This is a genomic window from Hymenobacter sp. UYAg731 (assembly GCF_054061335.1).
This window is the reverse complement of sequence record NZ_JBSSEC010000004.1, coordinates 374,376-396,632: the sequence shown is the minus strand read 5'-3', so window position 1 is coordinate 396,632 and position 22,257 is coordinate 374,376. Positions and strand designations below refer to the sequence as shown.

At 59.1% G+C, this 22,257-nt stretch carries 17 protein-coding genes; 9 read left to right on the top strand and 8 right to left on the bottom strand.

The annotated features are described in order from the left end of the window. A complete protein-coding gene (locus ACVWYF_RS13685) occupies window positions 1-1,419 on the bottom strand; it encodes a urate hydroxylase PuuD (protein WP_457068880.1) in 1,419 nt (472 codons plus the stop codon). A gap of 175 nt (window positions 1,420-1,594) precedes the next feature. Here ACVWYF_RS13685 and allB point away from each other — a divergent pair, with 175 nt between their 5' ends. From allB to ACVWYF_RS13655, 6 genes are all read left to right on the top strand, one after another. Then, the gene (gene allB, locus ACVWYF_RS13680; RefSeq protein WP_457068878.1) at window positions 1,595-2,932 is read left to right on the top strand and encodes an allantoinase AllB; all 1,338 of its coding nucleotides are present in this window, start codon (window positions 1,595-1,597) and stop codon (window positions 2,930-2,932) included. Between the two features lie 4 nt (window positions 2,933-2,936). Then, window positions 2,937-4,193 (top strand): hydantoinase/carbamoylase family amidase, encoded by a 1,257-nt coding sequence (locus tag ACVWYF_RS13675; RefSeq protein ID WP_457068876.1) that lies wholly within the window; start codon window positions 2,937-2,939, stop codon window positions 4,191-4,193. A 1-nt stretch (window position 4,194) separates the two neighbouring features. Next, window positions 4,195-4,941, top strand: coding sequence for a (S)-ureidoglycine aminohydrolase (gene allE / locus ACVWYF_RS13670; RefSeq protein WP_457068875.1), 747 nt, complete (start codon window positions 4,195-4,197; stop codon window positions 4,939-4,941). A gap of 43 nt (window positions 4,942-4,984) precedes the next feature. Continuing rightward, window positions 4,985-5,518, top strand: coding sequence for a 2-oxo-4-hydroxy-4-carboxy-5-ureidoimidazoline decarboxylase (uraD, locus tag ACVWYF_RS13665; RefSeq protein WP_457068873.1), 534 nt, complete (start codon window positions 4,985-4,987; stop codon window positions 5,516-5,518). Continuing rightward, window positions 5,515-5,853: a hydroxyisourate hydrolase gene (gene uraH, locus ACVWYF_RS13660; RefSeq protein WP_457068871.1), complete on the top strand. Its 339-nt coding sequence runs from the start codon at window positions 5,515-5,517 to the stop codon at window positions 5,851-5,853. Before uraD ends, uraH begins: the two co-directional genes overlap by 4 nt. A gap of 106 nt (window positions 5,854-5,959) precedes the next feature. Continuing rightward, complete coding sequence (locus tag ACVWYF_RS13655; RefSeq protein ID WP_457068869.1) at window positions 5,960-7,396, top strand: DUF6986 family protein; 1,437 nt, start codon at window positions 5,960-5,962, stop codon at window positions 7,394-7,396. Between the two features lie 145 nt (window positions 7,397-7,541). On the opposite strand, the gene ACVWYF_RS13650 is transcribed toward ACVWYF_RS13655, so the two are convergent. Further along, the gene (locus ACVWYF_RS13650) at window positions 7,542-9,014 is read right to left on the bottom strand and encodes a TolB family protein (protein ID WP_457068867.1); all 1,473 of its coding nucleotides are present in this window, start codon (window positions 9,012-9,014) and stop codon (window positions 7,542-7,544) included. Window positions 9,015-9,654: 640 nt separating this feature from the next. On the opposite strand from ACVWYF_RS13650, the gene ACVWYF_RS13645 reads away from it, so the two are divergent. Beyond that, entirely contained in the window at window positions 9,655-12,036 is a 2,382-nt protein-coding gene (locus ACVWYF_RS13645) for a glycoside hydrolase family 3 N-terminal domain-containing protein (RefSeq protein ID WP_457068865.1), read from the top strand. 402 nt (window positions 12,037-12,438) lie between these two features. Here the strand turns inward: ACVWYF_RS13645 and ACVWYF_RS13640 are convergent, their stop codons facing one another. The 6 genes from ACVWYF_RS13640 to ACVWYF_RS13615 form a co-directional block, all read right to left on the bottom strand. Beyond that, a complete protein-coding gene (locus tag ACVWYF_RS13640) occupies window positions 12,439-13,719 on the bottom strand; it encodes a hypothetical protein (protein ID WP_457068863.1) in 1,281 nt (426 codons plus the stop codon). A gap of 200 nt (window positions 13,720-13,919) precedes the next feature. Continuing rightward, window positions 13,920-16,211, bottom strand: coding sequence for a xanthine dehydrogenase molybdopterin binding subunit (locus ACVWYF_RS13635; RefSeq protein WP_457068861.1), 2,292 nt, complete (start codon window positions 16,209-16,211; stop codon window positions 13,920-13,922). Window positions 16,212-16,215: 4 nt separating this feature from the next. Further along, window positions 16,216-16,665: a DUF433 domain-containing protein gene (locus ACVWYF_RS13630; protein WP_457068859.1), complete on the bottom strand. Its 450-nt coding sequence runs from the start codon at window positions 16,663-16,665 to the stop codon at window positions 16,216-16,218. Between the two features lie 16 nt (window positions 16,666-16,681). Then, on the bottom strand, window positions 16,682-18,223 hold the full coding sequence (locus tag ACVWYF_RS13625) for an FAD binding domain-containing protein (protein ID WP_457068857.1): 1,542 nt from the start codon (window positions 18,221-18,223) through the stop codon (window positions 16,682-16,684). Window positions 18,224-18,368: 145 nt separating this feature from the next. Beyond that, window positions 18,369-18,845 carry a nucleoside deaminase gene (locus tag ACVWYF_RS13620; RefSeq protein WP_457068855.1) on the bottom strand — a complete coding sequence of 159 codons (477 nt, stop codon included), beginning with the start codon at window positions 18,843-18,845 and terminating at the stop codon, window positions 18,369-18,371. Between the two features lie 183 nt (window positions 18,846-19,028). After that, window positions 19,029-19,964, bottom strand: a complete 936-nt coding sequence (locus ACVWYF_RS13615) for a hypothetical protein (RefSeq protein ID WP_457068853.1) — start codon at window positions 19,962-19,964, stop codon at window positions 19,029-19,031. 191 nt (window positions 19,965-20,155) lie between these two features. On the opposite strand from ACVWYF_RS13615, the gene ACVWYF_RS13610 reads away from it, so the two are divergent. Then, the gene (locus tag ACVWYF_RS13610; RefSeq protein ID WP_457068851.1) at window positions 20,156-20,650 is read left to right on the top strand and encodes a redoxin domain-containing protein; all 495 of its coding nucleotides are present in this window, start codon (window positions 20,156-20,158) and stop codon (window positions 20,648-20,650) included. A 22-nt stretch (window positions 20,651-20,672) separates the two neighbouring features. Continuing rightward, window positions 20,673-22,247, top strand: coding sequence for a T9SS type A sorting domain-containing protein (locus ACVWYF_RS13605; protein ID WP_457068849.1), 1,575 nt, complete (start codon window positions 20,673-20,675; stop codon window positions 22,245-22,247). Window positions 22,248-22,257: the final 10 nt, after the last annotated feature.

Below are 22,257 nucleotides of genomic sequence, written 5' to 3'. Positions count from 1 at the left end.
TTATTTATTCAACGCCCCTTGTGAAATCCAGCACCCGATGAGGTCGCGCTCTTCCTGCGTAATCTGGGTTTTATTGTTCTGGGGCATCGTTTTCGTTACCACCACGCGCTGCATGATTTTGTCTTTCAGACGGATAATGTCCTCCGGCGTGTCATAGACCACGCCGTTGGGCGGCGACTTGAACACGTCGTCCGTCGGGTGCGAAGAGTGGCACTGAATGCAGCGCTTCTGCACAATCATATTCACCTGGCTCATGGTCACTTGTTGGGTGCAGGCGCTGCCGCCGGCCGCGCTGCCTGACTGCGCGGGCGGGGCCGTCACGAATACCACGGCCAGCAGCAGGGCCACGGCGGCGGGCAGCACCCACACGGCTGTGTCGGTCTGATGCTTTTCGCGCAGGTTCAGCCAGTGCTTCACGCCGGCCGTGCCCAGCGTGATGGCCGCCAGAATGGCCCACGGATAGGAGTGCCCAAACGTGCTGGGAAAGTGGTTGCTCACCATCACAAACAGCACGGGCAGCGTGAAGTAATTGTTGTGCAGCGAGCGGGCCAGGGCATTTTTGCCCAGCTGTGGGTCAAGCGGCGTGCCTTCGGTGGCGGCCTTCACCATGGCCTTTTGGGCCGGGATGATGGTAAAAAACACGTTGCCCACCATCAGCGTGCCCAGCATGGCCCCGAAATGGATGTAGGCCGCCCGGGCGCTGAACACCTGCGCGTAGAAAAACGCAAACCCCGTGGCGATGATAAACCCAATGACCATGAACCACTTGCTGCGTACCAGCGCCGTGCGGCACAGCCCGTCGTAAATCAGCCAGCCCGCCACAAAAGAGCCCACGCCAATGCCCACGCCCGCCAGCGGCGAAATGTCCAGCACGCGCGGGTCAATCAGCATGGAGCTGGCGTTGAAATAATACACCACAAACAGCAGGCTGAACCCCGACAGCCAGGTGAAATACGCCTCGTACTTGAACCAGTGCAGGCTTTTGGGAATGACTTTGGGGGCCGACTTATACTTCTCCAGATAATAAAAACCGCCACCGTGTACGGCCCAGAGGTTGCCGGCCAACTCCTCGCGCACGTTCTCGGTGCGGTTGAGGGCATTTTCGAGGAACACGAAGTAGAACGAAGCCCCAATCCAGGCGATGCCGAAGGTGATGTGCATGAGGCGCACCACAATGTTGAGCCACTCCAGGATGTGGCCGGACCACGGCGAGTCGCGGGCCAGCACGTAGCCAATGCCCACCGCCGCAATGACGGCCAGCAAAATAAGCGCGTAGGAATAACCGGCCAGCGTGGAGCCGCCCTCGCCCACCACGCCACCGCCGGGCCGTGTTTTGGCCACCCGCTGCAAGGCGAAAATAACGCCCAGCAGCAGCAAAAATGCCAGTATCAGGGAAAGCAGGGTAATGTATTGAAGCATAGGGCAAGCGGGTAATGGGAAGATTTTGGGTAGAATGGGGATAGGGTGGGAGGGTAGTGAGTGAAAAACAGAACGTCAGGCTCATTTGGCGTTTTATATTGAGTTGACCAATCTAAAACCCACCAATTAATTAAACCGGGAAAAAGCCCCCAATTTAGCGCCAAATTCCGCTATCATGTCAATTCTTGCTTTGCGCAGCCAGCGCGTTATCACGCCCGAGGGCGAGCGCGCCGCCATCCTCCTCCTCGAAAACGGCCGCATCAGCGCCGTGCTGCCCCACGATGCCGACGTGGCCGGCGCAACATTGGTCGATGTCGGCTCCCGCGCCATCCTGCCCGGCGTGATTGACCCGCACGTCCACATCAACGAGCCCGGCCGCACCGACTGGGAGGGCTTCGACACAGCCACCCGCGCCGCGCTGGCCGGCGGCCTCACCAGCCTGGTGGACATGCCGCTGAACTCCGCGCCCGTTACCACTTCGGTAGCCAACCTGGAATTGAAAAAGGCCGCTACCAAAGGCCAGCTGCACACCAACGTGGGTTTCTGGGGCGGCGTGGTGCCGGGCAACGCGGCCGAAATCGAGCCGTTGATTGCGGCCGGCGTGCTGGGTTTCAAGGCCTTTCTCACCCACTCCGGCATTGATGATTTCCCGAATGCCATGGAGGGCGATTTGCGGCGGGTGATGCCCATTCTGGCGCGGCACCGGCTGCCGCTGCTGATGCATTGCGAGTTATCGGAAGACAACGACGACTGGAAAAAAAACGACCACCGCTCGTACCCGAACTATCTGGCCTCGCGTCCCAAAAAGTGGGAAGATGACGCGGTGGCAATGATGATTCGCCTGTGCGAGGAGTTTGATTGCCCGGTTCACATCGTGCATTTGTCGTCGGCCGATTCCATTGCGCCCATCGCGGCCGCCAAGGCGAAGGGCCTGCCGCTGACCGTGGAAACCGGCCAGCACTACCTCTATTTCAACGCCGAGGACATTGCCGATGGCCAGACGCAGTTCAAGTGTGCCCCGCCCATCCGCGAACGGGCCAACAACGACCAGCTGTGGGCCGCGTTGCAGGCCGGCATCATTGACTTCGTAGCCACCGACCACTCGCCCGCGCCACCCGACCTCAAGCAACTCGACAGCGGCGATTTTACCACCGCCTGGGGCGGCATCGCCTCGCTGCAATTTGCCCTGCCGGTGCTCTGGACCGCCGCCCGCCGGCGTGGGGCCAGCTTGTCGGACATCGCCAGATGGCTGAGCACCAACCCAGCAAAGCTGGCCGGCCAAAGCCAGCGGAAAGGCCGGATTACGCCCGGCTTTGATGCCGATTTAATCGTTTTTGACCCCGAAAAGACCTTTGTGGTGCAGCCGGAAATGATTCTGCACAAACACAAAGTGTCGCCTTACATTTGCCAGGAATTGGCGGGCGTGGTGGAATTAACTTTTCTCAAGGGCGAACAGGTTTTTCAGCGCCCCGATTTCACTCACCTCAACCACGGCGAATTTTTAACCCGGTAGCGGAATGCAGCACGAATACACCACCCGCGCCGAGCGCATCATGCAGCGCATTCACGCGCTGGCGGCCATCAGCGAAGACGCGGACGGCGTGACGCGCACCTTCGGCACGCCCGCCTTTCTGGAGGGCCGCGCCCTAGTGCAAAGCTGGCTGGAAGCCGCCGGCCTGCCCACCCGCGTGGATGGCATCGGCAACCTGCGCGCCCGCCTTGAAAGCCCCAACCTCGACGCCAAAACCTTCGTGCTGGCCTCGCACATCGATACGGTGGTGAACGCCGGCAAGTTCGACGGCCCGCTGGGTGTGCTTATGGGGCTCGATTTGCTCGAAAACCTGATTGCGCAGAACGCCGAATTGCCGTTTCACATCGAGCTGATTGCCTTCAGCGACGAGGAAGGCGTGCGCTTCCATACCACTTACCTGGGCAGCAAAGTGGTGACCGGGGCCTTCGACCACGCCCTGCTGGGCCGCTGCGACGAAGCCGGTATCTCCTTGGACCAGGCCCTGGTGGCCATGGGCGGCGATGCCGCGCAGCTCCCGCTGGATGCCATTCTGGCCGCCGAGTGGCTGGGCTACTTCGAGATGCACATCGAGCAGGGGCCGGTGCTCTGGGAGCGGAACGTGCCGGTGGCGCTGGTGACGGCCATTGCCGGCCAGCAGCGCGTGGAACTGACCTTCCGGGGCATGGCCGGCCACGCCGGCACCGTGCCCATGACCATGCGCTACGATGCCCTCTGCGCCGCCGCCGATTTTGTGCTGGCCACCGAGCAGTTTGGGCTGGCGCATACCCTGAGCGGGCTGGTGGCCACGGTGGGCAAGCTCCAGGTGAGCCACGCGGCCAGCAACGTTATTCCCGGCGAGGTAACGTGCAGCCTCGACCTGCGCCACCCCGATGCCGCCCGGCTCGCTCCGGCCTACGCCGAGCTGCGCGCCCAAGCCGAATCCATTGCCCGCTACCGCGGCATCAGCCTCGATTGGAACCTGATTCAGGCCACGGCACCCGTTGCCTGCGATGCGGGCCTGAACACCTTGCTGGCCCAGGCCATTGCCGAAACCGGCCACGAAACCATTTCGCTGGTGAGCGGGGCCGGCCACGATGCCGTACCCGTTTCGTTCGTGGCTCCGGCCACCATGCTATTTATCCGCTGCTACAAAGGCATCAGCCACAACCCTTTGGAGGATGTAGAGCTGTCCGATTTGGCCGCCGCCATTGCCGTGGCCGACCAGTTTATGACCCTTCTTCGCACCCAAAATCCCACCAGCTAATATGGAAATGTCCGCCCTGACGCGCTCGGTTGTAAAGCGCAACCACGCCATTATTGCCCCCGACGGCTACATCAACAGCAACGTGCCCGGCTGGACCGGCTGCACCACCAACGTCATCATCAACGAGCAGATGGGCGCGCACCTCTGCCAGACGCTCGTCACCCTCACCGAAACCGGAAATATCAAGGGAGAAACCGAGGCTTCGCAGATATTCTTCTACGTGGTGCAGGGCGGTTGCAGGGCCACCGTGGGCGGCGAAACCCGCCGGTTGAAAGTGGGTGAGTACGTATATGTGCCCGTCGGCCAGGGCTACGAATTTGGCCAGCCCGAAGCTGGCACGCAGCTTTTGACTTTCCATAAAGTATACGAGCCGCTGGCGGGCCACGCCACGCCGGGCATCCATTGGGGCGAGCGCGACTACAGCAAAGCGCCCGTGTACATGAACGACGAGGCCCTGCGCATTCAGGAGCTGCTGCCGAACGTGCCGGGCTTTGACATGGCCGTCAACATCTTCACCTACGGCATCGGCGGCAACCTGCCCATGGTGGAAACCCACATCATGGAGCACGGCCTGCTGTACCTCGAAGGCCAGGCCATCTACATGCTCGACCAGTGCTGGTACCCGGTGAAAAAGGGCGATGCTATCTGGATGGCCCCGTATTGCCAGCAGTGGGCCACGGCCATGGGCCAGGAGCCGTCGGTTTATATTTATTACAAGAACGTGAACCGGTTTCCGACGGCGCGCTAGTACGTCCATTCAAACCAGAGCGTCATGCTTCGGCAAGCTCAGCATGACGCTCCTTAAATGCTTCCAGATGGCCATTGACGAATTAAATAGCCTCCCCAAGCCTGCCCTCGCCGAAGCGCTGCAAAAGTGCTGCGGCTCGACCACGTGGGTGGAAAATATACTCGCCGCCTTCCCCGTGTCCGATGACGAAACGCTGATGGACGAGGCCAATACCGCGTGGAATAAATTGAGCGAAGCCGACTGGCGCGAAGCCTTCACCCACCACCCCAAAATTGGGGGCGACGTGGAAGCACTACACGCTAAATTCGCCAGCACCAGCACCTGGGCCGAGGGCGAGCAGGCTTCGGTAAAAGAAGCTTCGCAGGAAACGTTAGAGGCGCTGGCAACGGGCAACGAGGACTACGAGCGCAAATTCGGCTACATCTTCATCGTGTGCGCCACTGGGAAATCGGCCGATGAAATGCTGACTTTATTGCAAGCCCGGCTGTCGAATAAGCCGGAAGATGAAATCTTAATTGCTGCCGGCGAACAGAATAAAATCACCCGCCTCCGCCTCGAAAAACTCCTTGCCGCATGAGCCAGATTACCACCCACATTCTCGATACCACCAAGGGCAAGCCGGCCGCTAATGTCGTCATCGCGCTGCTGCAACAAGTAGAGGATAATTGGCAGGAAATAGCGCGTGGCAAAACCAACGCCGACGGCCGCATTCCCGATTTATTGCCGAAAGAAAAACAGGTGGAATTGGGCGTCTATAAAATGAAATTCTACACGGAAGAATATTTCGCGCAGGATGGTACGGTGAATTTCTACCCCTTCGTGGAAATCGTTTTTAATGTGGCTGAGAACGCGCATTACCACGTGCCGTTGCTGCTGAACCCGTTTGGGTATTCCACCTACCGGGGTTCCTGAACGATGTAGCGCGAAGCTCCAGCTTCGCGTTCCGGTCGTGCCATTACAACGATTACCGTTCAACAATACGCGAAGCTGGAGCTTCGCGCTACATCATAATTCCCACATGAAACTCAGCCTACCCGAATCCGACAAAGCCGCCCTGCTCGACCAGCTCGGCGAGGCTAACATCAAGTTCCAGCACACTTACCCCGGCGACCGGCCCGAGCGCCAGCCCGTACACACCGTGTACGGTGGGGCCAACCTCTTCAAGGCCGATACCTGTGTGAAGATGGGCGAAATAGCCCTCAACAACCTGCTCACCTATGCCCCCAATTTCGTGGAACTGGCCCGCGTGCTGCAACTTAAAAACCACGAGTTCCTGCCGCACCTGGAGGCCGATGTGGCCGCCCTCACCGCCCGGCTCGATGCGATGAGCCCCGAGGACCGCAAGCAGGAGCCCGCTTGGCTGGCCTACTCGGTGTACAACAAAATCGTGGCGAAGCTGAAGCGCGAGGCCGTGGAAGACTTCCGCGTCGATTTCGAAGACGGCTTCGGCAACCGGCCCGATGCCGAAGAGGACGAAACCGCCGTGCGCGCCGCCAAGGAAGTGGCCAAAGGCATGCAGCAGGGGACGCTGTCGCCATTTATTGGCATCCGCATCAAGCCCTTTACCGAGGATTTGAAACAGCGCGGTGTGCGCACGCTCGACATTTTCCTGACCGCGCTGCTGGCCGAAACCGGCGGCAAATTGCCCGATAACTTCGTGGTGATGCTGCCCAAAGTGACCATCCCGGAACAGATGACGACGATGGTGCGCCTGTTTGAACTGCTGGAAAAGGCCAACGGCCTGGCTCCCGGCACCCTCAAAATGGAGACGATGGTGGAGGCCACGCAAATCATCATGGACGAGGAGGGGCGCAACCCGCTCATGCGCATCATTCGGGCCAGCGAGGGGCGCTGCATCGCGGCCCACTTTGGCACCTACGACTACACGGCCAGCTGCGGCATCACGGCCAAGTATCAGACCATGGGCCACCCCGTGAATGACTTTGCCCACCATATGACCAAAGTAGCGCTCGGCGGCACCGGCATCTTCCTATCCGATGGCGCCACCAACGTGATGCCCATCGGCCCGCACCGCGGCGACAACCTCACGTTTGCCCAGCTGCGCGAAAACCGCGAGTCGGTGCATAATGCGTGGCGCCAGGCCTACCACCACAGCACCCACTCGCTCATCAACGGCTTCTACCAAGGCTGGGACCTGAACCCCGCGCAGTTGCCGATGCGCTACGCCGCCACCTACAATTTCTTCCTCAGCAGCTACGATGACGCGGTTTTTCGACTGAAAACCTTCGTGGAGCGCGCTGCCATTTCCACCCTCACGGGCGACATTTTCGACGATGCCGCCACCGGCCAGGGCCTGCTCAACTTCTTCCTGAAAGCGCTAAACTGCGGTGCGATTTCGGAAGAGGAAATCCTCGCCACCGGCCTCACGCTGGAAGAGGTGCAGACCCGCTCGTTCTTCCGCATCTTGGAAGGCCGGCGGAAGCAAGTAGCGTAGCCTCACTTCCAAAAATTGGTAGTGGCGTTCCAGCCATTTGCAGCAACAAGGGGCCCCCAGCATGCCTGGCGGCCCCTTTTGTTTTGTTCAGGCCAAAGGACACAGCGGCCAGTAGTGTTGGTGAGCGAGGCCGAGCCCAGGCGCTCTACTTGGCATCGGCGCTGTTGCTCACGAAAGCAATACGCTTGCTGTCGGGCGACCATGACGGCGTATTCATGGTGCCCTGGCCGCCGTACACGTAGGCAATTACCTTGGGCTCGCCGCCCGCCAGGGGCATCAGCCGCAGGTACACGTGCTTGTAAAACGGGTGCTCGCTGGCGGGCACTTCCTCTTTCATAAACGAGAGGAAGGCAATCCATTTGCCATCGGGCGACACGTGCGGAAACCAGTCCTGGAAGTCGCCGGTGGTTACGGCTTGCTGCTGGCTGCCATCGGCTTTCATGCGCCAAATCTGCATGGTGCCCGTTCGGTTGGAGTTGAAGTAGATGTACTGCCCATCAGGCGTGTATTCGGCGCCGTCGTCGAGGCCGATGGCGGTGGTCAGGCGCACCTCCTTGCCGCCCTTTGCGGGCACGCGGTACAGGTCGAACTCCTTGTTGCGCTGCCCGGTGAAAATCAGCTGTTGGCCATCGGGCGACCAGCCGTGCAGGTAGGAGGGCCCAATGGGCGTAACCTGCTTGGGGGTGCCGCCGGCCGCCGGCACCGTATACACGATGGAACCGCCCAATTTCTGCACGCCGCTGCTCAGCCCCAGCATTTTGCCGTCGAAGGAAAGCACATGGTCGTTGTTGTTGTTCGTGACCTCGCCGGTTGGAATTACCACCGCTTGGCGCGAGGCCAAGTTCAGCTGGTACATCAAGCCGTCGCTGTTGTAAATCAGGCTTTTGCCGTCGCGTTGCCAGTTTGGTGCCTGCAACGATTTGGGCGAGGTGAATACCACTTCGCGGTTGCCGGTGGCAATGTCCAGCAACTCCACCCGGCTGCCGAGGTATTGCTGGTAGGGCACGAGGCCATCGGGAGCCGGCGTGCTGATGCGGACGTCCCGGAAAACGGCCGTTTCGGCTACGTCGGCGTTGTGCGAGCCCACGAACAGGCCCACGTACACTTCGTCGCCCAGGTCGAGGGTGGTTTGCTCCGTGGCGAAGGGCTGGCCGTACGGTGCCACCCGCATGGTGTAGGTGTTGCCCTTGCGTTCGAGCTGCAGGATGGTGGCGAAAGTGATTTTTGACTTTACTTCTTCCGTCGCGCCGCCCGCCGTTTTGCGGAATTGCATCGATGTGAGTCCGTCGCCATGCTCGGCGGCGCTCACATGTGGCGAATTGGACTCCAGTTTCTGGCGCACCATCCAGCCAAGTTTGCGGTGGGCTTCCACGCCGTTGCGGCCCACAAATTCGGCCCGGGCATAGAGCAGGAAGTCGCCTTTTATCTTCTGGTAGGCATAGTGAAACTCGTCTTGCTTGGCCCAGATATTTCGGCCCGCACCCGACAGCACGTATTGTTGGGTGCTGGGCAGGTAGGTGGCCGCGCCCGCTTTCACTCCCGTGCCGATGTCCTGGCTGCCGGTGAAAATGCCCACCGCCGATTGGGCCCGCGCCTGGAAGCCTCCGAGCGTTAGCATAAAAGCCCACAAAACTGGTTTAAAATGCCGCATACTGCTGCTGAAAAGTGACAAGAAGTAGAGTAAGAAAGGCATTGGCTAGCCAATGCCAATTGCCCAAGGTATTGTGGGCAAATTAGTTATTCACATAACGGCTTTGTGTGGCAGTTATTGGTCACGAGCCGGCCCTTGAGCGAGAGACTTGGGGCAGGGAAACGCCCGCTATGGCTACCAGAGGCCGCTAATGTATTGGAAAACATTCACTAGCTGACCAGCTTTCTTGCCTGGTAGGGCGGGGGAACCAACAGCTCAGCGTTGCGGCATTTGCTGCGGCCAATCTCAACTTTGTATTTGGAATTTAAAGCGCATTGCTTCTGATAATAATAAATTGTCTATCAATTAGTTGGGTGTAAATAATGTATCACGAGTTTGCATTAAAAAATGCGGAAAAATCCTGCAAACGTTTACGTAAAAATATTTAGGTTAAAGTAATTAATGCATGGATGTTTACGGAGATTTAACCTTCCGAATACCATCTCACCTTGGCTCATGCACAGTTGCCTGGGCAACACACAATATTTGGTTCCTGTACCTTCCCACCACGGAGCACTGCTTAAGTAACTATTTGCCCCCAATGAATCTGAAGCATCTTTTGCTACCCTTGCTTTGCTTAGCAACAGGGCCTTTACAAGCCCAGAAAACCCTCTACCACAAAGGCTGGGTCGACTTCAACAAGAACGGCCGGCGCGACGTGTACGAGGACGTGACCCAGCCGCTGGACAAGCGCGTGGACGACCTGCTGGCCCAGATGAATCTGAACGAAAAAACCTGCCAGCTGGCCACCCTCTACGGTTTCGGGCGGGTGCTGAAGGACGAAATGCCCACGCCCGGCTGGAAAACCGAAGTCTGGAAGGACGGCATCGCCAACATCGATGAGGAGCTGAACGGCGTGCGCAACACGCCCAAGGCCGCCAGCAAATACACCTTCCCCTTCAGCCGGCACGCCGTGGGCATCAACAACGTGCAGCGCTGGTTTGTGGAGGAAACGCGGCTGGGCATCCCCGTCGATTTCACCAACGAGGGCATCCACGGGCTGAACCACGACCGCGCCACGCCCTTGCCGGCCCCCATCGGCATCGGCAGCACCTGGGATAAGGCTCTCGTGCGCCGCGCCGGCGAAACCGTGGGCCGCGAGGCCAAAGCTCTGGGCTACACCAACGTGTACGTGCCCATTCTGGACGTTGCCCGCGACCCGCGCTGGGGCCGCGTGGTGGAGTGCTACGGCGAAGACCCCTTCCTCATCGCGGAGCTGGGCAAGCAGATGGTCCTCGGCGTGCAGGGCCAGGGCGTAGCCGCCACGCTCAAGCACTTCGCCGTGTACAGCGTGCCCAAGGGCGGGCGCGACGGCAACGCCCGCACCGACCCGCACGTCGCGCCCCGCGAGCTGCACCAGCTGTTCCTCTATCCGTTCCGGCGCGTCATTCAGGAGGCCCACCCGCTGGGCGTGATGAGCAGCTACAACGACTGGGACGGCGTGCCCATCACTGGCAGCCACTACTTCCTCACGGAGCTGCTGCGCCAGCAATATGGCTTCGATGGCTACGTGGTGTCCGATAGCCGGGCGGTGGAATTCATCTCCGAAAAGCACCACGTCGCGCCCGATTTCCTGGACGGCACGCGCCAGGCCGTGGAGGCCGGCCTGAACGTGTGGACCAACTTCTACACCCCCGCCACCTACATCAACAACGTGCGCGAGCTGGTGAAAACCGGCCGCCTGGCCCAGGCCACCGTCGATGAGCGGGTGCGCCAGGTGCTAAGCGTGAAATTCCGCCTCGGCCTCTTCGACCAGCCCTACCTGCCCGACCCCAAACAGGCCGACAAAACCATGCACACGCACGCCGATGAAGCCTTCGCCCTGCAAGCCAACCGCGAGTCACTCGTCCTGCTGAAAAACGAAAACGCCCGCCTGCCCCTGCAAAAAAGCCAGCTCAAAAACCTGCTCGTAGTGGGCCCGCTGGCCGATAATCCCGACCCCGCCATCAGCCGCTACGGCCCCTCGAACAACCCCGTCACCACCGTGCTGGCGGGCCTGAAAGCCGCCGCCGGCCCCGGCCTCACGGTGCAGTACGCCAAGGGCTGCGACGTGGTATGCCCCGGCTGGCCCGATACCGAGCTGGTGCCCACGCCCCTGAGCGCCCCCGAGCAGCAGGGCATCGCCGAAGCCGTGGCCAAAGCCCAGGCCGCCGACGTCATCGTGGCCGTGCTGGGCGAGGACGACAAAACCGTGGGCGAAAGCCTCTCGCGCACCTCGCTCGATTTGCCCGGCCGCCAGCAACAGCTGCTGGAGGCCCTGCACGCCACCGGCAAGCCCGTGGTGCTAGTGCTCATTAACGGCCAGCCGCTCACCATCAACTGGGCGGCGCGCCAGGTGCCGGCCATTCTGGAGGCGTGGTTTCCGGGGCCGTCGGGCGGCACGGCCATCGCCGAGGCGCTGTTTGGCGACTACAACCCCGGCGGCAAGCTCACCATGACCTTCCCCAAAAGCACCGGCCAGATTGAGTTCAACTTCCCCTTCAAGCCCGCCTCCCAGGCCGACCAGCCCATCGGCGGCGACCCCAACGGCGGCGGCAAAACCGCCACCAACGGCCCCCTCTATCCCTTCGGCTTCGGCCTGAGCTACACCACCTTCGCCTATTCCAACCTCCAGATAACGCCCCGCGAAGCCGCCCCCAAAGCCCCCATCGAAATTGCGGTGGACGTGGCCAACACCGGCCCGGTAAAAGGCGACGAAGTAGTCCAGCTCTACCTGCGCGACAAGCTCAGCACCGTCATCACCTACGACAGCCAGCTGCGCGGCTTCGAGCGCGTGAGCCTTGCCCCCGGCGAGAAGAAAACCATCCACTTCACCCTCCGTCCCGACGATTTGGCCCTGCTCGACCGCAACATGAACTGGGTAGTCGAGCCCGGCGAATTCGAAGTGCTAGTGGGCAGCTCCTCGACGGATATCCGGGCGAAGCAGACGTTTGTGAGCAAGGCGGAGTAGCGCAGAGCTGCCCAACTCCTTCCCCAAAGCCCTGAGCTGCGGCAGAAACAGAAAGAGGCTGAAGCTACGGGAGCTTCAGCCTCTTTTCGTTTCTGCCGCATAAATTATTCAAAATAATCTATGTAGTCAAATTCTCTATCTGTTTTTTACTTGCTCTTTAATGAGTTGCTTTTTAAATAAAAACTTATTACTGAATTTTGCTTCTTCGACCAAATCAATATGCAATTGATTATTGTGATAAAGTTCGATGACCGATTTTAACTTATTCATGATTATAGATTGCAATAATTCATCTGTAATTATCGCAGGTGAATGGAAAACTGCTTTACCAGCTTTATTGCTAGCAATAGCTAGCGAGCCATCTTTCCCAATGCTTATGCTTATATCCTTGCTTTCAAACCCTTAAGATATGAATACTAGATAGTTGTTGAATACAGTAAGAGTAAATTGCCTGACAAATTCCTTTGTACTAATGGTTTTCCCTTGTTGAGATTTGAATCGAATATTGTTTGAATTCTTGTTGTTTAACAAGTCATCAGTCAAAAATGGATTTGTATCTTGGCTGAATTTTGTTTCAAGAAATGAGAAGTCGCACTTAATAAGCAAATCGACTAATTCAGTTTGATTGTCAAACGTAACAAAATCTGAGGAAGATATTTCTGATACTAAAAATTTGTCTCCACCGAATATATGATATTCAACAGACAAGTTTTCTGAATCAGAAAAAAGCCATAAATTATAGAGAAACTGTGAAGAATGAATGCCTCTTTCAAGATAACGACTGTACTCAATCATATCTTCTATTTTTAGTGTTGCTTTCGATTTGGTCGTCACAACACTGAGAACCCTAAAACCTTGTGAAGCTATAGCCGAATGGAAATCCAATAGCTGCGACTCATTCCGTGCTTCTAAGTGCTTATCTCCATGTTTATTAATTGTTGACCTAATCTCTGTAATGTTATCAATAGAAAAAATGGTTTCAGAAATTCTAAGTAACTTGAATATAGGAAATATGCTTCTTGTTACTTCGGCTAATTCGCTTTTGCTAACAATGAATTCCTGATTTATTCCGCCCTTTTTGTACCAGCAAACAATAGTGTTGTTTATTACTTTTGAGTTGTGATGATAAGCTATGTTTCTCCATTGGTTTAGGCGTATTTGTTTGCTTCCAATGATTAACAAATCCCCTAAGCCCGCTGAATTTATTAACTCGTCTATAGCAATTCCTAAGTCAAGAGTTCTTATTGTGTCACTGTCAACAGCTTTTTGCTTTCTAATTTTATGAAGATGTAGTAATAGCTTTATAAAAGGCTTTGATATTCCCTCAATAGTTTGACCAATTATTCTTAGATGTTCCTCTAGATAATCTTCTAAACAAAGCTTGTCTTTGCTTTTTTCGCTATTGTATAAACTCCAATACCTGGAAATGCCATCATTAATATCTGGAAGCCATAAAACAATAGCTTCAAATGTGGCGTCTTTGTTCGTTGCCTTTGCTTGATTGTAAATTTCTAAAATGGCGTTAATGAATCTTGTCAATTCAGGCTTGTCTCTCTGTAATGTCAAGAAAGACATCCATGTATTGTACAGATTAGGGATTAAGTTTTGTTCTAGATTAATAGTGTTTATGAAAAATGGATGTAAAAGCTCTTTTATAGATGACTTAATTTCATCTGGTGACAATCCGAATTCGAAGAATAGAGATGCTGGATTATATTTATTGAATTTGCTAATCTGGTTTCTATACGATTTCATGTCTCGATGCTTCTAACAAGTGGTATTAATTTAACGTATAAACGTGTCATTTAAGCAGCGCAAGCAGATTCTCAAATTCGCTAAGGAATACCTTGAGCCTACTGTCGTGCGACACAACCTGCACTGCGCTAACTCCGCGCCACCGAAGTCGTTTCCCCCGCCCCCACAAACGCCGGGTACAAGCTCACCAGTACCTTTTCCGGCGTCAGCGGGGCGGAGAAGGGGAGGGCCGTGTGGCCCTGAAATGCCCGTACCGCGTCGCGCAGGGCGAAGTAGGTGCCGATGCCGTACATGAGCGGCGGCTCGCCCACGGCCTTGGAGCGCAGGATGGCCTTGGGGTGGCCCGGCGTGTCGAGGAAATGCACGTCGAGCACCCGGGGGGCGGCGTAGATGTCGGGGATTTTGTAGCTGTTGAGCGAGTTGCTGAGCAGGCGGCCCTCGGCGTTGTAGGCCACTTCTTCCATGGTCATCCAGCCGATGCCCTGCACCGCGCCGCCCTCAATCTGGCCCCGGTCGATGACTTCGTTGAAGCTCTGGCCGAAATCGTGGGCAATCTGCAGGGCGTCCACGGTGTAGGTGCCGCGCAGGCAGTCCACCGTCACGGTGGTCAGGGCCGTGCCGTAGACGTGGTAGGCGAAGGGGTGGCCCTGGTTCAGGTTGGGGTCGAAATGCAGGTCGGGCGTGGCGTAGTGGGCGTTTTCGGTGAGGGCCACGCGCTTCCAGAAGGCCGAGGACACCAGCTTTTCCCAGTTGGTTTCGGCGGGCACGCCGGCGGCCAGCACTTCCTCGTTGTGAATTTCGAGGCCCTCGTAGTTGAGCGTGTACTCGGTTTCGGCGTGGCGCAGCAGGCGCTCACGCAATGCCGTGCAGGCCATTTCGGTGGCCTTGCCGTTGAGGTCGGCGGTGGCGCTGGCGGCGCTGGGGGAGGTGTTGGCGACGCGGGTGGTGTTGGTGGTTTCGATTTTGATGCGTGAAATCGAAATGCCCAGCGTGCGGGCCGCCACCTGCGCGATTTTCGTGTTCACGCCCTGGCCCATTTCCACCGCGCCCGTGCTGATGCCCACCGAGCCGTCGGAGTAGATATGCACCAGCGCCCGCGTCTGGTTCATGGGCGTTTTGGTGAACGAGATGCCGAAGCAAATCGGCATCACCGCGAAACCCTTCTTTTTCAGTTTATTGGTTTGGTTGAACTGCGCGACTTCGGCCCGCATGCCGGCCAGGTCGAACTCGCGGGCGGCCGTGTCCCAGGCCTGCTCGGCGTGGCACATCTCGGCCGGCTGCCGGTACGAGAACATGTCGCCCTCGCGCAGCAGGTTTTTGCGCTGAATCTCAAAGGCCGGCATGCCCAGCGCCTCGGCCGCCTTGGCCAGGGCCGACTCTATCACGAACATGCCCTGCGGCCCGCCGAAGCCCCGGAAGGCCGTGTTGGGCGGCAGGTTTGTCCGGCACGAAAAGGCCGTGGCCGTCACGTTGGGCACGAAGTAGGCGTTGGTGGCGTGGAAGAGCGTGCGCTCCATCACGGCCGGCGAGAGGTCGGCCGCCGCGCCGGCATTTTGGTAGAAGGTGACTTCGTAGGCCACGATTTTCAGGTCCTTATCGAAGCCGATTTTGAAATCGGAGGAGTAGGGGTGGCGCTTGCCGGTCATACGCATGTCGGCCATGCGGTCGAGCACCAGCTTCACCGGCTTTTTGGTTACGAAAGCACCCAGCGCAGCCAGAGCGCCCCAGGGCGTGGCCTGGTCCTCCTTGCCGCCAAAACCGCCCCCAAGGCGCGTTACGTCCACTTCTACCTGGTGCATGCCCAGTCCCAGGACGTGGGCCGTGTGGCGCTGTACGGCCGTCGGCCCCTGCGTGGACGAAATCATTCGTACGCCGCCCATCTCCGTGGGAAAGGCATACGCGCCCTGCGTTTCGATGTACAGATGCTCTTGCCCGCCGCTCTCGGCCACGCCCTCAAACACATGCGCGCATTCTGCCCAAGCCGCCGCCGAATCACCGATTTTAAAGGTGCGCGGCGGGACAATCAGCTCGCCCTGCGCGGCCGCCACGCGTGGGTCCGTGATGATGGGCAGCGGGTCGATTTCGACCTTGACGAGCTTGAGGGCAGCGTGGGCCTGCGCCTCGGTGCGGGCCAGCACCAGCGCCACCGGCTGCCCCCGAAAATGCACGTGCCCCTCGGCCAGCAGCGGCTCATCGGCCACGATGCCGCCAATCTGGTTGATGCCGGGAATGTCGGCCGCCGTGAGTACGCGGGCCACGCCGGGCGCCGTCAGCGCGGCGCTGAAATCGAGGCTTTTGAGCACGCCGTGGGCCAGCGGGCTTTCAAACACTACCGCGTACAGGGTGCCCTGCTGCACGGGCACGTCGTCGAGGTACTGCGATTCGCCGCGCACGTGGCGGTTGGGGTCGAGGTGGTTCATATGCTCAATTTTGGTCTTGCAAACCAAATAATTCTGCTCTTAAATCAATTAACAAATCAGCGGCAATTGTCCACCAATCTTGTCCTTTCCAATCATCAAGTAATTCCTCCACTGACCCGAAAAAGATAAAATTAGGGCCTCTTACTTGAACAGTGTTTTCACCTTTTACTTCCTCTAAATCTGAAGTATCAAGCGGCCCTTCCTGCTGGCGTCTCAAAGAGCAATTGTGACAGAAAACTTTAAGCGCGTTGGTTTTGCATTGTAGCGTAGAACAGTATTGCAGTGCTTGACTAACTTCTGAGCGAGACAACTCAAAATCAATCAGTGCCTCATGAAGGCCTCCGTACTTCAACGTGCTCATTACATCCCCAACAGCCAGCCGTCTGCCATCAATTCTAGGAGAGCCCCAAAGGGTATCCTCGGTACAAACGATGGATGGAAAGTCTGTCGGCATTGGCAGCAACTGAAAATCAGATTTCTACTTCTAATCCCGGCGCAAACTCCAGGAAATGCGCCCACAGCAGCTGGCGCAGCAGCAGGCGCTTGTAGTCGGCGGTGCCGCGCACGTCGGAAATCGGGCTGATTTCTTCCTGCATCACGGCGTTGGCGGCGGTCAGGGTTTCGGCAGTGAGCTCGCGGCCAACCAAAAACTTGCTGGTGCGGGCCAGCAGCAGCGGCACCGGCCCCACGCCGCCCGCCGAGATGCGGGCCGTCTGAATAACGCCGTTTTCGACCCGCAGCCAAGCGGCGGAATTCACGCTGGCAATGTCGAGGTGGGTGCGCTTGGATACCTTTTCGAAGTGGAAAAAGTCGCCGGCCAGCGGGGCGGGGAAGCTAATTTCTGTTACCTGCTCGTCGGCTGCTTTCGCCAGCTTTTTGTAGCCTAGGTATAGGTCGGGCAGGGCCAGTTCGCGGGTGCTGCCGGCGGCATCGAGTAGCGTTATAGACGCGCCTAGGGCCAGGAACATGATGGTCAAATCCCCAATCGGCGAGCCGTTGATGAAATTGCCGGCCACCGTGCCCATGTTGCGGATGGGCGTGCTGCTCACCAGTTTCAGGTACTGCGGCAGGCGGGGTAACAGGCCGCGCATGAGGTCCGATTCGAGCAAGTGGCTGGCCGTGGTGGCCGCGCCCAGCACCACGCGCCCGGTGGTTTCGTGGCGGATGCCGCGCCGGCCGGGCTGGTCGAAAATCAGGCGCACGCCCGGCTGTTCGCGCAACTCTTCGAGACGCTGCACCAGCAAATCGGTGCCGCCGCCCAGCAGGGCATGCGTAAACGGCTGATTGTTGGCTTTGTGGCCGTGGTCGTTCTGGTTTTGAGCGTGTCCGTTAGGCGAGGTCGAAACAGCGCTGCCGCCGTTGGCGTGAGGCGTAACAGAAGCTGCTGCCGCCGCTGAAGAGGCTTCAGTTGCCTTCGCTTCATCGGCCCGCAGTTTCGCAAGCTGCGCCGGAATAACGGCAAAGTAGCCGGGTACGAACTGCTTTTCACTGAGCCAGGCCAGGGCGTTTTCAGTCGGCCGGCTTTCCAATTCGGCGGTGAGTTTGGCGGCGGCGCGTTCCAACGACTTATATCCGGTGCAGCGGCAAATGTTTCCATCAATCGCTGCAATGGTGCTTTTCTCAGTGGGCGGCGTGCTGCTCAGGCTGTGGCCCGTCAGCGACATCACGAAGCCCACCGTGCAGAAGCCGCACTGCGAGCCGCCCTCGTCCACAATGGCCTGTTGAACGGGCGTGAGCTGGCTGCCAGCCGCGTTGATGCCTTCCACCGTCACGATGTGCTTGCCGTGGGCGTTGCCCAGCGGCGTGAGGCAGCTGGTCATGCTCTGGTAATTCACGGTCTGGCCATCGGCCGCCAGCTCGCCCACCAGCACGGTGCAGGCCCCGCAGTCGCCCTCGCGGCAGCCGATTTTGGTGCCCTTCAGCTGCTCGTGGTAGCGCACGAAATCGAGCAGGGCGCTGGCCGGGGCCTCGCTGGTGCGAATGGGCTGGTCGTTGAGGAGAAATTCAATCATAATAGTTGATTCTTGGTCCGTCTGGCGTTCGCCTGTCATCCTGAGCGCAGCGAAGGACCTTCTTACGTTTGCGCCTTTTGATTACTGCAAATTGTTCTGGCGTGAGAAGGCCCTTCGCTGCGCTCAGGATGACAGGCGATTTACCTTAATACTCGGTCTTGCCTTCCAGTTCCGTCCAGGCTTTAAACCCCGCCAGCGCCTCGTCGCGCAGCAGCTGCGTCATCGGCAATTTACGGCTTTCCATGGGGCGGTCCAGCTCTTCGTAGATGAACTGGTCGTCGAAGCCAATCGCCGCCGCATCGGCCTTAGTGTTGCCGTAGAACACGCGGGCCGGCCGCGCCCAATAGATGGCCCCCAGGCACATGGGGCAGGGCTCGCAGCTAGTGTAGAGGTCGCAGCCATCGAGCTGAAAGGTGCCGAGCTCTTTGCAGGCTTTGCGGATGGCATCGACCTCGGCGTGGCAAGTGGGGTCGTGGGTGGTGGTGACCTGGTTGAAGCCGCGGGCAATGATTTTACCGTCCTTCACCACCACCGCGCCGAAGGGGCCGCCGTAGCCGGCCTTCATCTGGTCGATGGACAGGCGAATGGCTTCGCGCATGAATTCGGGGTTGGGAGCTTCCATAGGGTGGGGCGGAAAAGGGGAGCGGCAGCGGCTGCGTAAAGTTTTGAAAAACGGGCAACAAAGAAAGCGACGGAATGCCACATTCGCCGGCTTCGGGTTTTTGAGATGGGCTCTAAAGCAAAGCCCGAGCAGCGAGCCCACTCGGGGCGCACTACTCGGGCCGCTAATGCTGGTAGCAGGCGGTTACTTTATCAGGTTCGGAATGCGCAGCTGCAAGCCGATGGAGGGCACAAACGTGACGCCGCTCAGCGAGGTGCTGGCCCCGTTCAGCAGGGCGTAGTCGCCGTAGTTCTGGTAAAAGACGGACACGGCCGGGATGACGTACAAATAGCGGTAGCCTATTTTGAGATTGACAAAGCCGCCGAAGGAGGAGAAGTTGCGGCTTTGCAGCGGTAGCTCGGGCACCTGCACCGAACCACTGTAGATTTTAGTGGGCGCGAAGCCATAGCTCACCCAGCTGTGGGCGTACACCAGGCCGTAGCTGATGGCCCCGATTTCCTCCTCCGGCCCAAACGACTGGCTGAAGGTGAGCGGAATGAGGACGTCGTTGCGGTTGGCCCGGAAATTCAGCACCGAGTTGATGTCCGACAGAAAGGGCAGGCTGGGCAGCTTGGCCCGCTGGGTGGCGAATTGCAGGCCGATGCTGGCGTAGGTGGTGCCGCTTACCGCGCCCCGGCCGGGGTTTTCGGGCGAGCCGGTGGGGCCGAGCAGCTGGTACTGGGTATCAAATACGTAGGAGCCGAAGGCATACTTGAAGCCGGCATCGAGGCGCGGCACGATGCCGTAGCGGATGTTGAGGTCGGCGGTGGGCTGTACCGGGTCGAGGATGTAGGCCAGGGCAGCGGCCTGCAGCTGGGTGGTGGCGTCGGTGTAGTCGATTTTTTGCTGAGTGGCGGCCTGGCTGGCGGCTTCCTTCACGGCGCTGCCGGCTTTGGCCAGGGGTGCAGTGGCCAGGTTGAAGCCCTGGTTGTACCCCACCCGGAACTCGCCCTGGGGCGTGACTTTGCCGGTGGCAATGATAGCGCGCGGGGCCGAGCAGGCCGTGGCCAGCAGGAGGGAGGCGGCGGCCAAAGTAGCGCCCCAAGGCCGGCGGCTGGAGCGTAATACAGCGGTATTCATAGGTGAGCTAAGAAGAAGTTGTTGCGGCGTAAACGAAAACCGGGCCGAAAAGGCGGAACCCGGTCCGGCAGGCCGGTGTCTGGTAAATGGTTGTCGTTCAAATACCGGAGGAAATAGCGTAATTTTCATGCATATTCCTCCGGCAGCGGAATAACCACTTTTTCTCAAATATATTCGTCCAGTAGGTACTTATGCCGCTTTTGCTACTCTTGTTGCTGCATTTTCTGGGAGGAAGCCCGGCGCCCGTGCCCCACGCCACGGTCTACGTTTTTCTGGCCGAAACCTGCCCCATCAGCCAGGCGGCTACGCTGCCGCTACGGGAGCTGCACGGCCGCTACGGGGCACAGGGCGTGCGTTTCGTGGGCGTGTTTCCGGCGAAGGAAGCCAATGCGGCCGGGCTGGCCGCCTTCGCCAAAACTTACCAGCTGGCTTTTCCGCTTCAGGGCGATGCCGGCCACCTGCTCACCAAAAAGCTACACGCCCGCGTCACGCCCGAAGCCGTGGTGGTGGCCGCCGATGGCCGCACCGTCCTCTACCAGGGTCGCCTCGATGATGCCTACGCCGGCCTGGGCCAGCACCGCGCCGTGACGCGCCAGCACGAGCTGGCCGATGCGCTGGCCGCCGTGGCCGCCGGCCGCCCGGTGGCCGTGCCGCGCACCGAGCCGGTGGGCTGTTTTATTGAGTAAATTTGGAATCAATCTGTTGCATATGAAGCACTACTTCCCCCTTGTTTTACTGGCGTTGGCGCTGTGCAGTGTGCCCCGGGCGCAGGCCCAAACCACCCCGCAGTACACCTTCAGCCAGGATATTGCGCCGCTGGTGTACCAGCACTGCACCAGCTGCCACCGCACCGGCGAAGTGGCCCCGTTTCCGCTCACCACCTACGCCGAGGTAGTAAGCCACGCCCAGACCATCAAGTACGTGACCGGCACGCGCTACATGCCGCCGTGGAAGCCCGACCCCAACTACCGTCATTACCTCGACGAAAACACGCTGACCAACGCGGAAATCGCCAAAATCCGGGACTGGGTCGATGCCGGTACGCCGCAGGGCAACCCCGCCCTCACGCCGGCCGTGCCCACGTACCCCAGCGGCTCGCAACTGGGCACGCCCGATATGGTGATTCCGATGGCGCAGGCCTTCACCCACCAAGGCAATGGCCAGGACATGTACCGCATTTTCGTGCTGCCCGTGAATATGCCCGCCGACCGCGACATCGCGGCCATCGAGTTCCGGCCGGGTAATAAGGGCATCGTCCACCACGTCATCATTGGCATGGACACCACGCAGCAGGCCCAGGCCCTCGATGCGGCCGCGCCCGGCTACGGCTACACGCAGTTCGGTGGCTTCGGCTTCAATCCTTTGGAAACCAACTTCGCGGCCTGGGTGCCGGGCATGCAGTCGCGGTTTTACCCCTCGGGCATGGGCAAGAAGCTGTACCGCCACGCCTCGCTGCTGGTGCAGGTGCATTACGGTCCCAACTACGTGACGCAGCGCGACTCGTCGGTCGTAAACGTGTTTTTTGCCCGGCAGCCCGTCACGCGCTATATCCAGACAGTGCCAGCCATTTCGCCGGTCACGCTCAGCAACGGGCCGTTTATTATTCCGGCCAATCAGGTGAGCACCTTCCACGCCCAGCTCAACGTGCCGGTCGACCTCACTATGCTCAGCACCGCGCCCCACGCCCATCTGCTCAGCAAGAGCTGGAAGGTGTGGGTGGTAAAGCCTAACGGCGACACCATTAAGCTAGTCAAAATCAACGATTGGGATTTCCGCTGGCAGGGCGTCTTCCGCTTCACTGCCCCGCTGAAAATTCCGGCCGGCTCGCGCCTCATGGCCGATGCCACCTACGACAATACCGCCCAGAACCCGCGCAACCCCAACAGCCCACCCGTCACCACGCAATGGGGCGAAACCACGACGGCCGAAATGCTGCTCACCTATTTCGACCTGCTGCCCTACCGCGCCGGCGATGAAAACCTCGTGCTCAGCACCGCGCCCGGCGTGGCCACCACCCCCGGCACCGTGCAAATGGCCGTGTACCCCAACCCCTCCAGCGGCACGGGTAGCATCAGCTTCCAGCAGGAGCGGGCCGGCCCCGTCACCGTTTCGCTGCTCGATGCCACCGGCCGCCTAGTGCGCACCGTGGTGCGCCAGAAAGCCTATCCGGCCGGGCCGCAGCAGCTGCCCCTGCCGCTGGCGGGCGTAGCGCCCGGTATCTACATTGTGCGGCTGGAATCGAATGAAGGAACGCGCAGTGAGAAGCTGGCGGTGGCCGAGTAAGGGAGTTGTC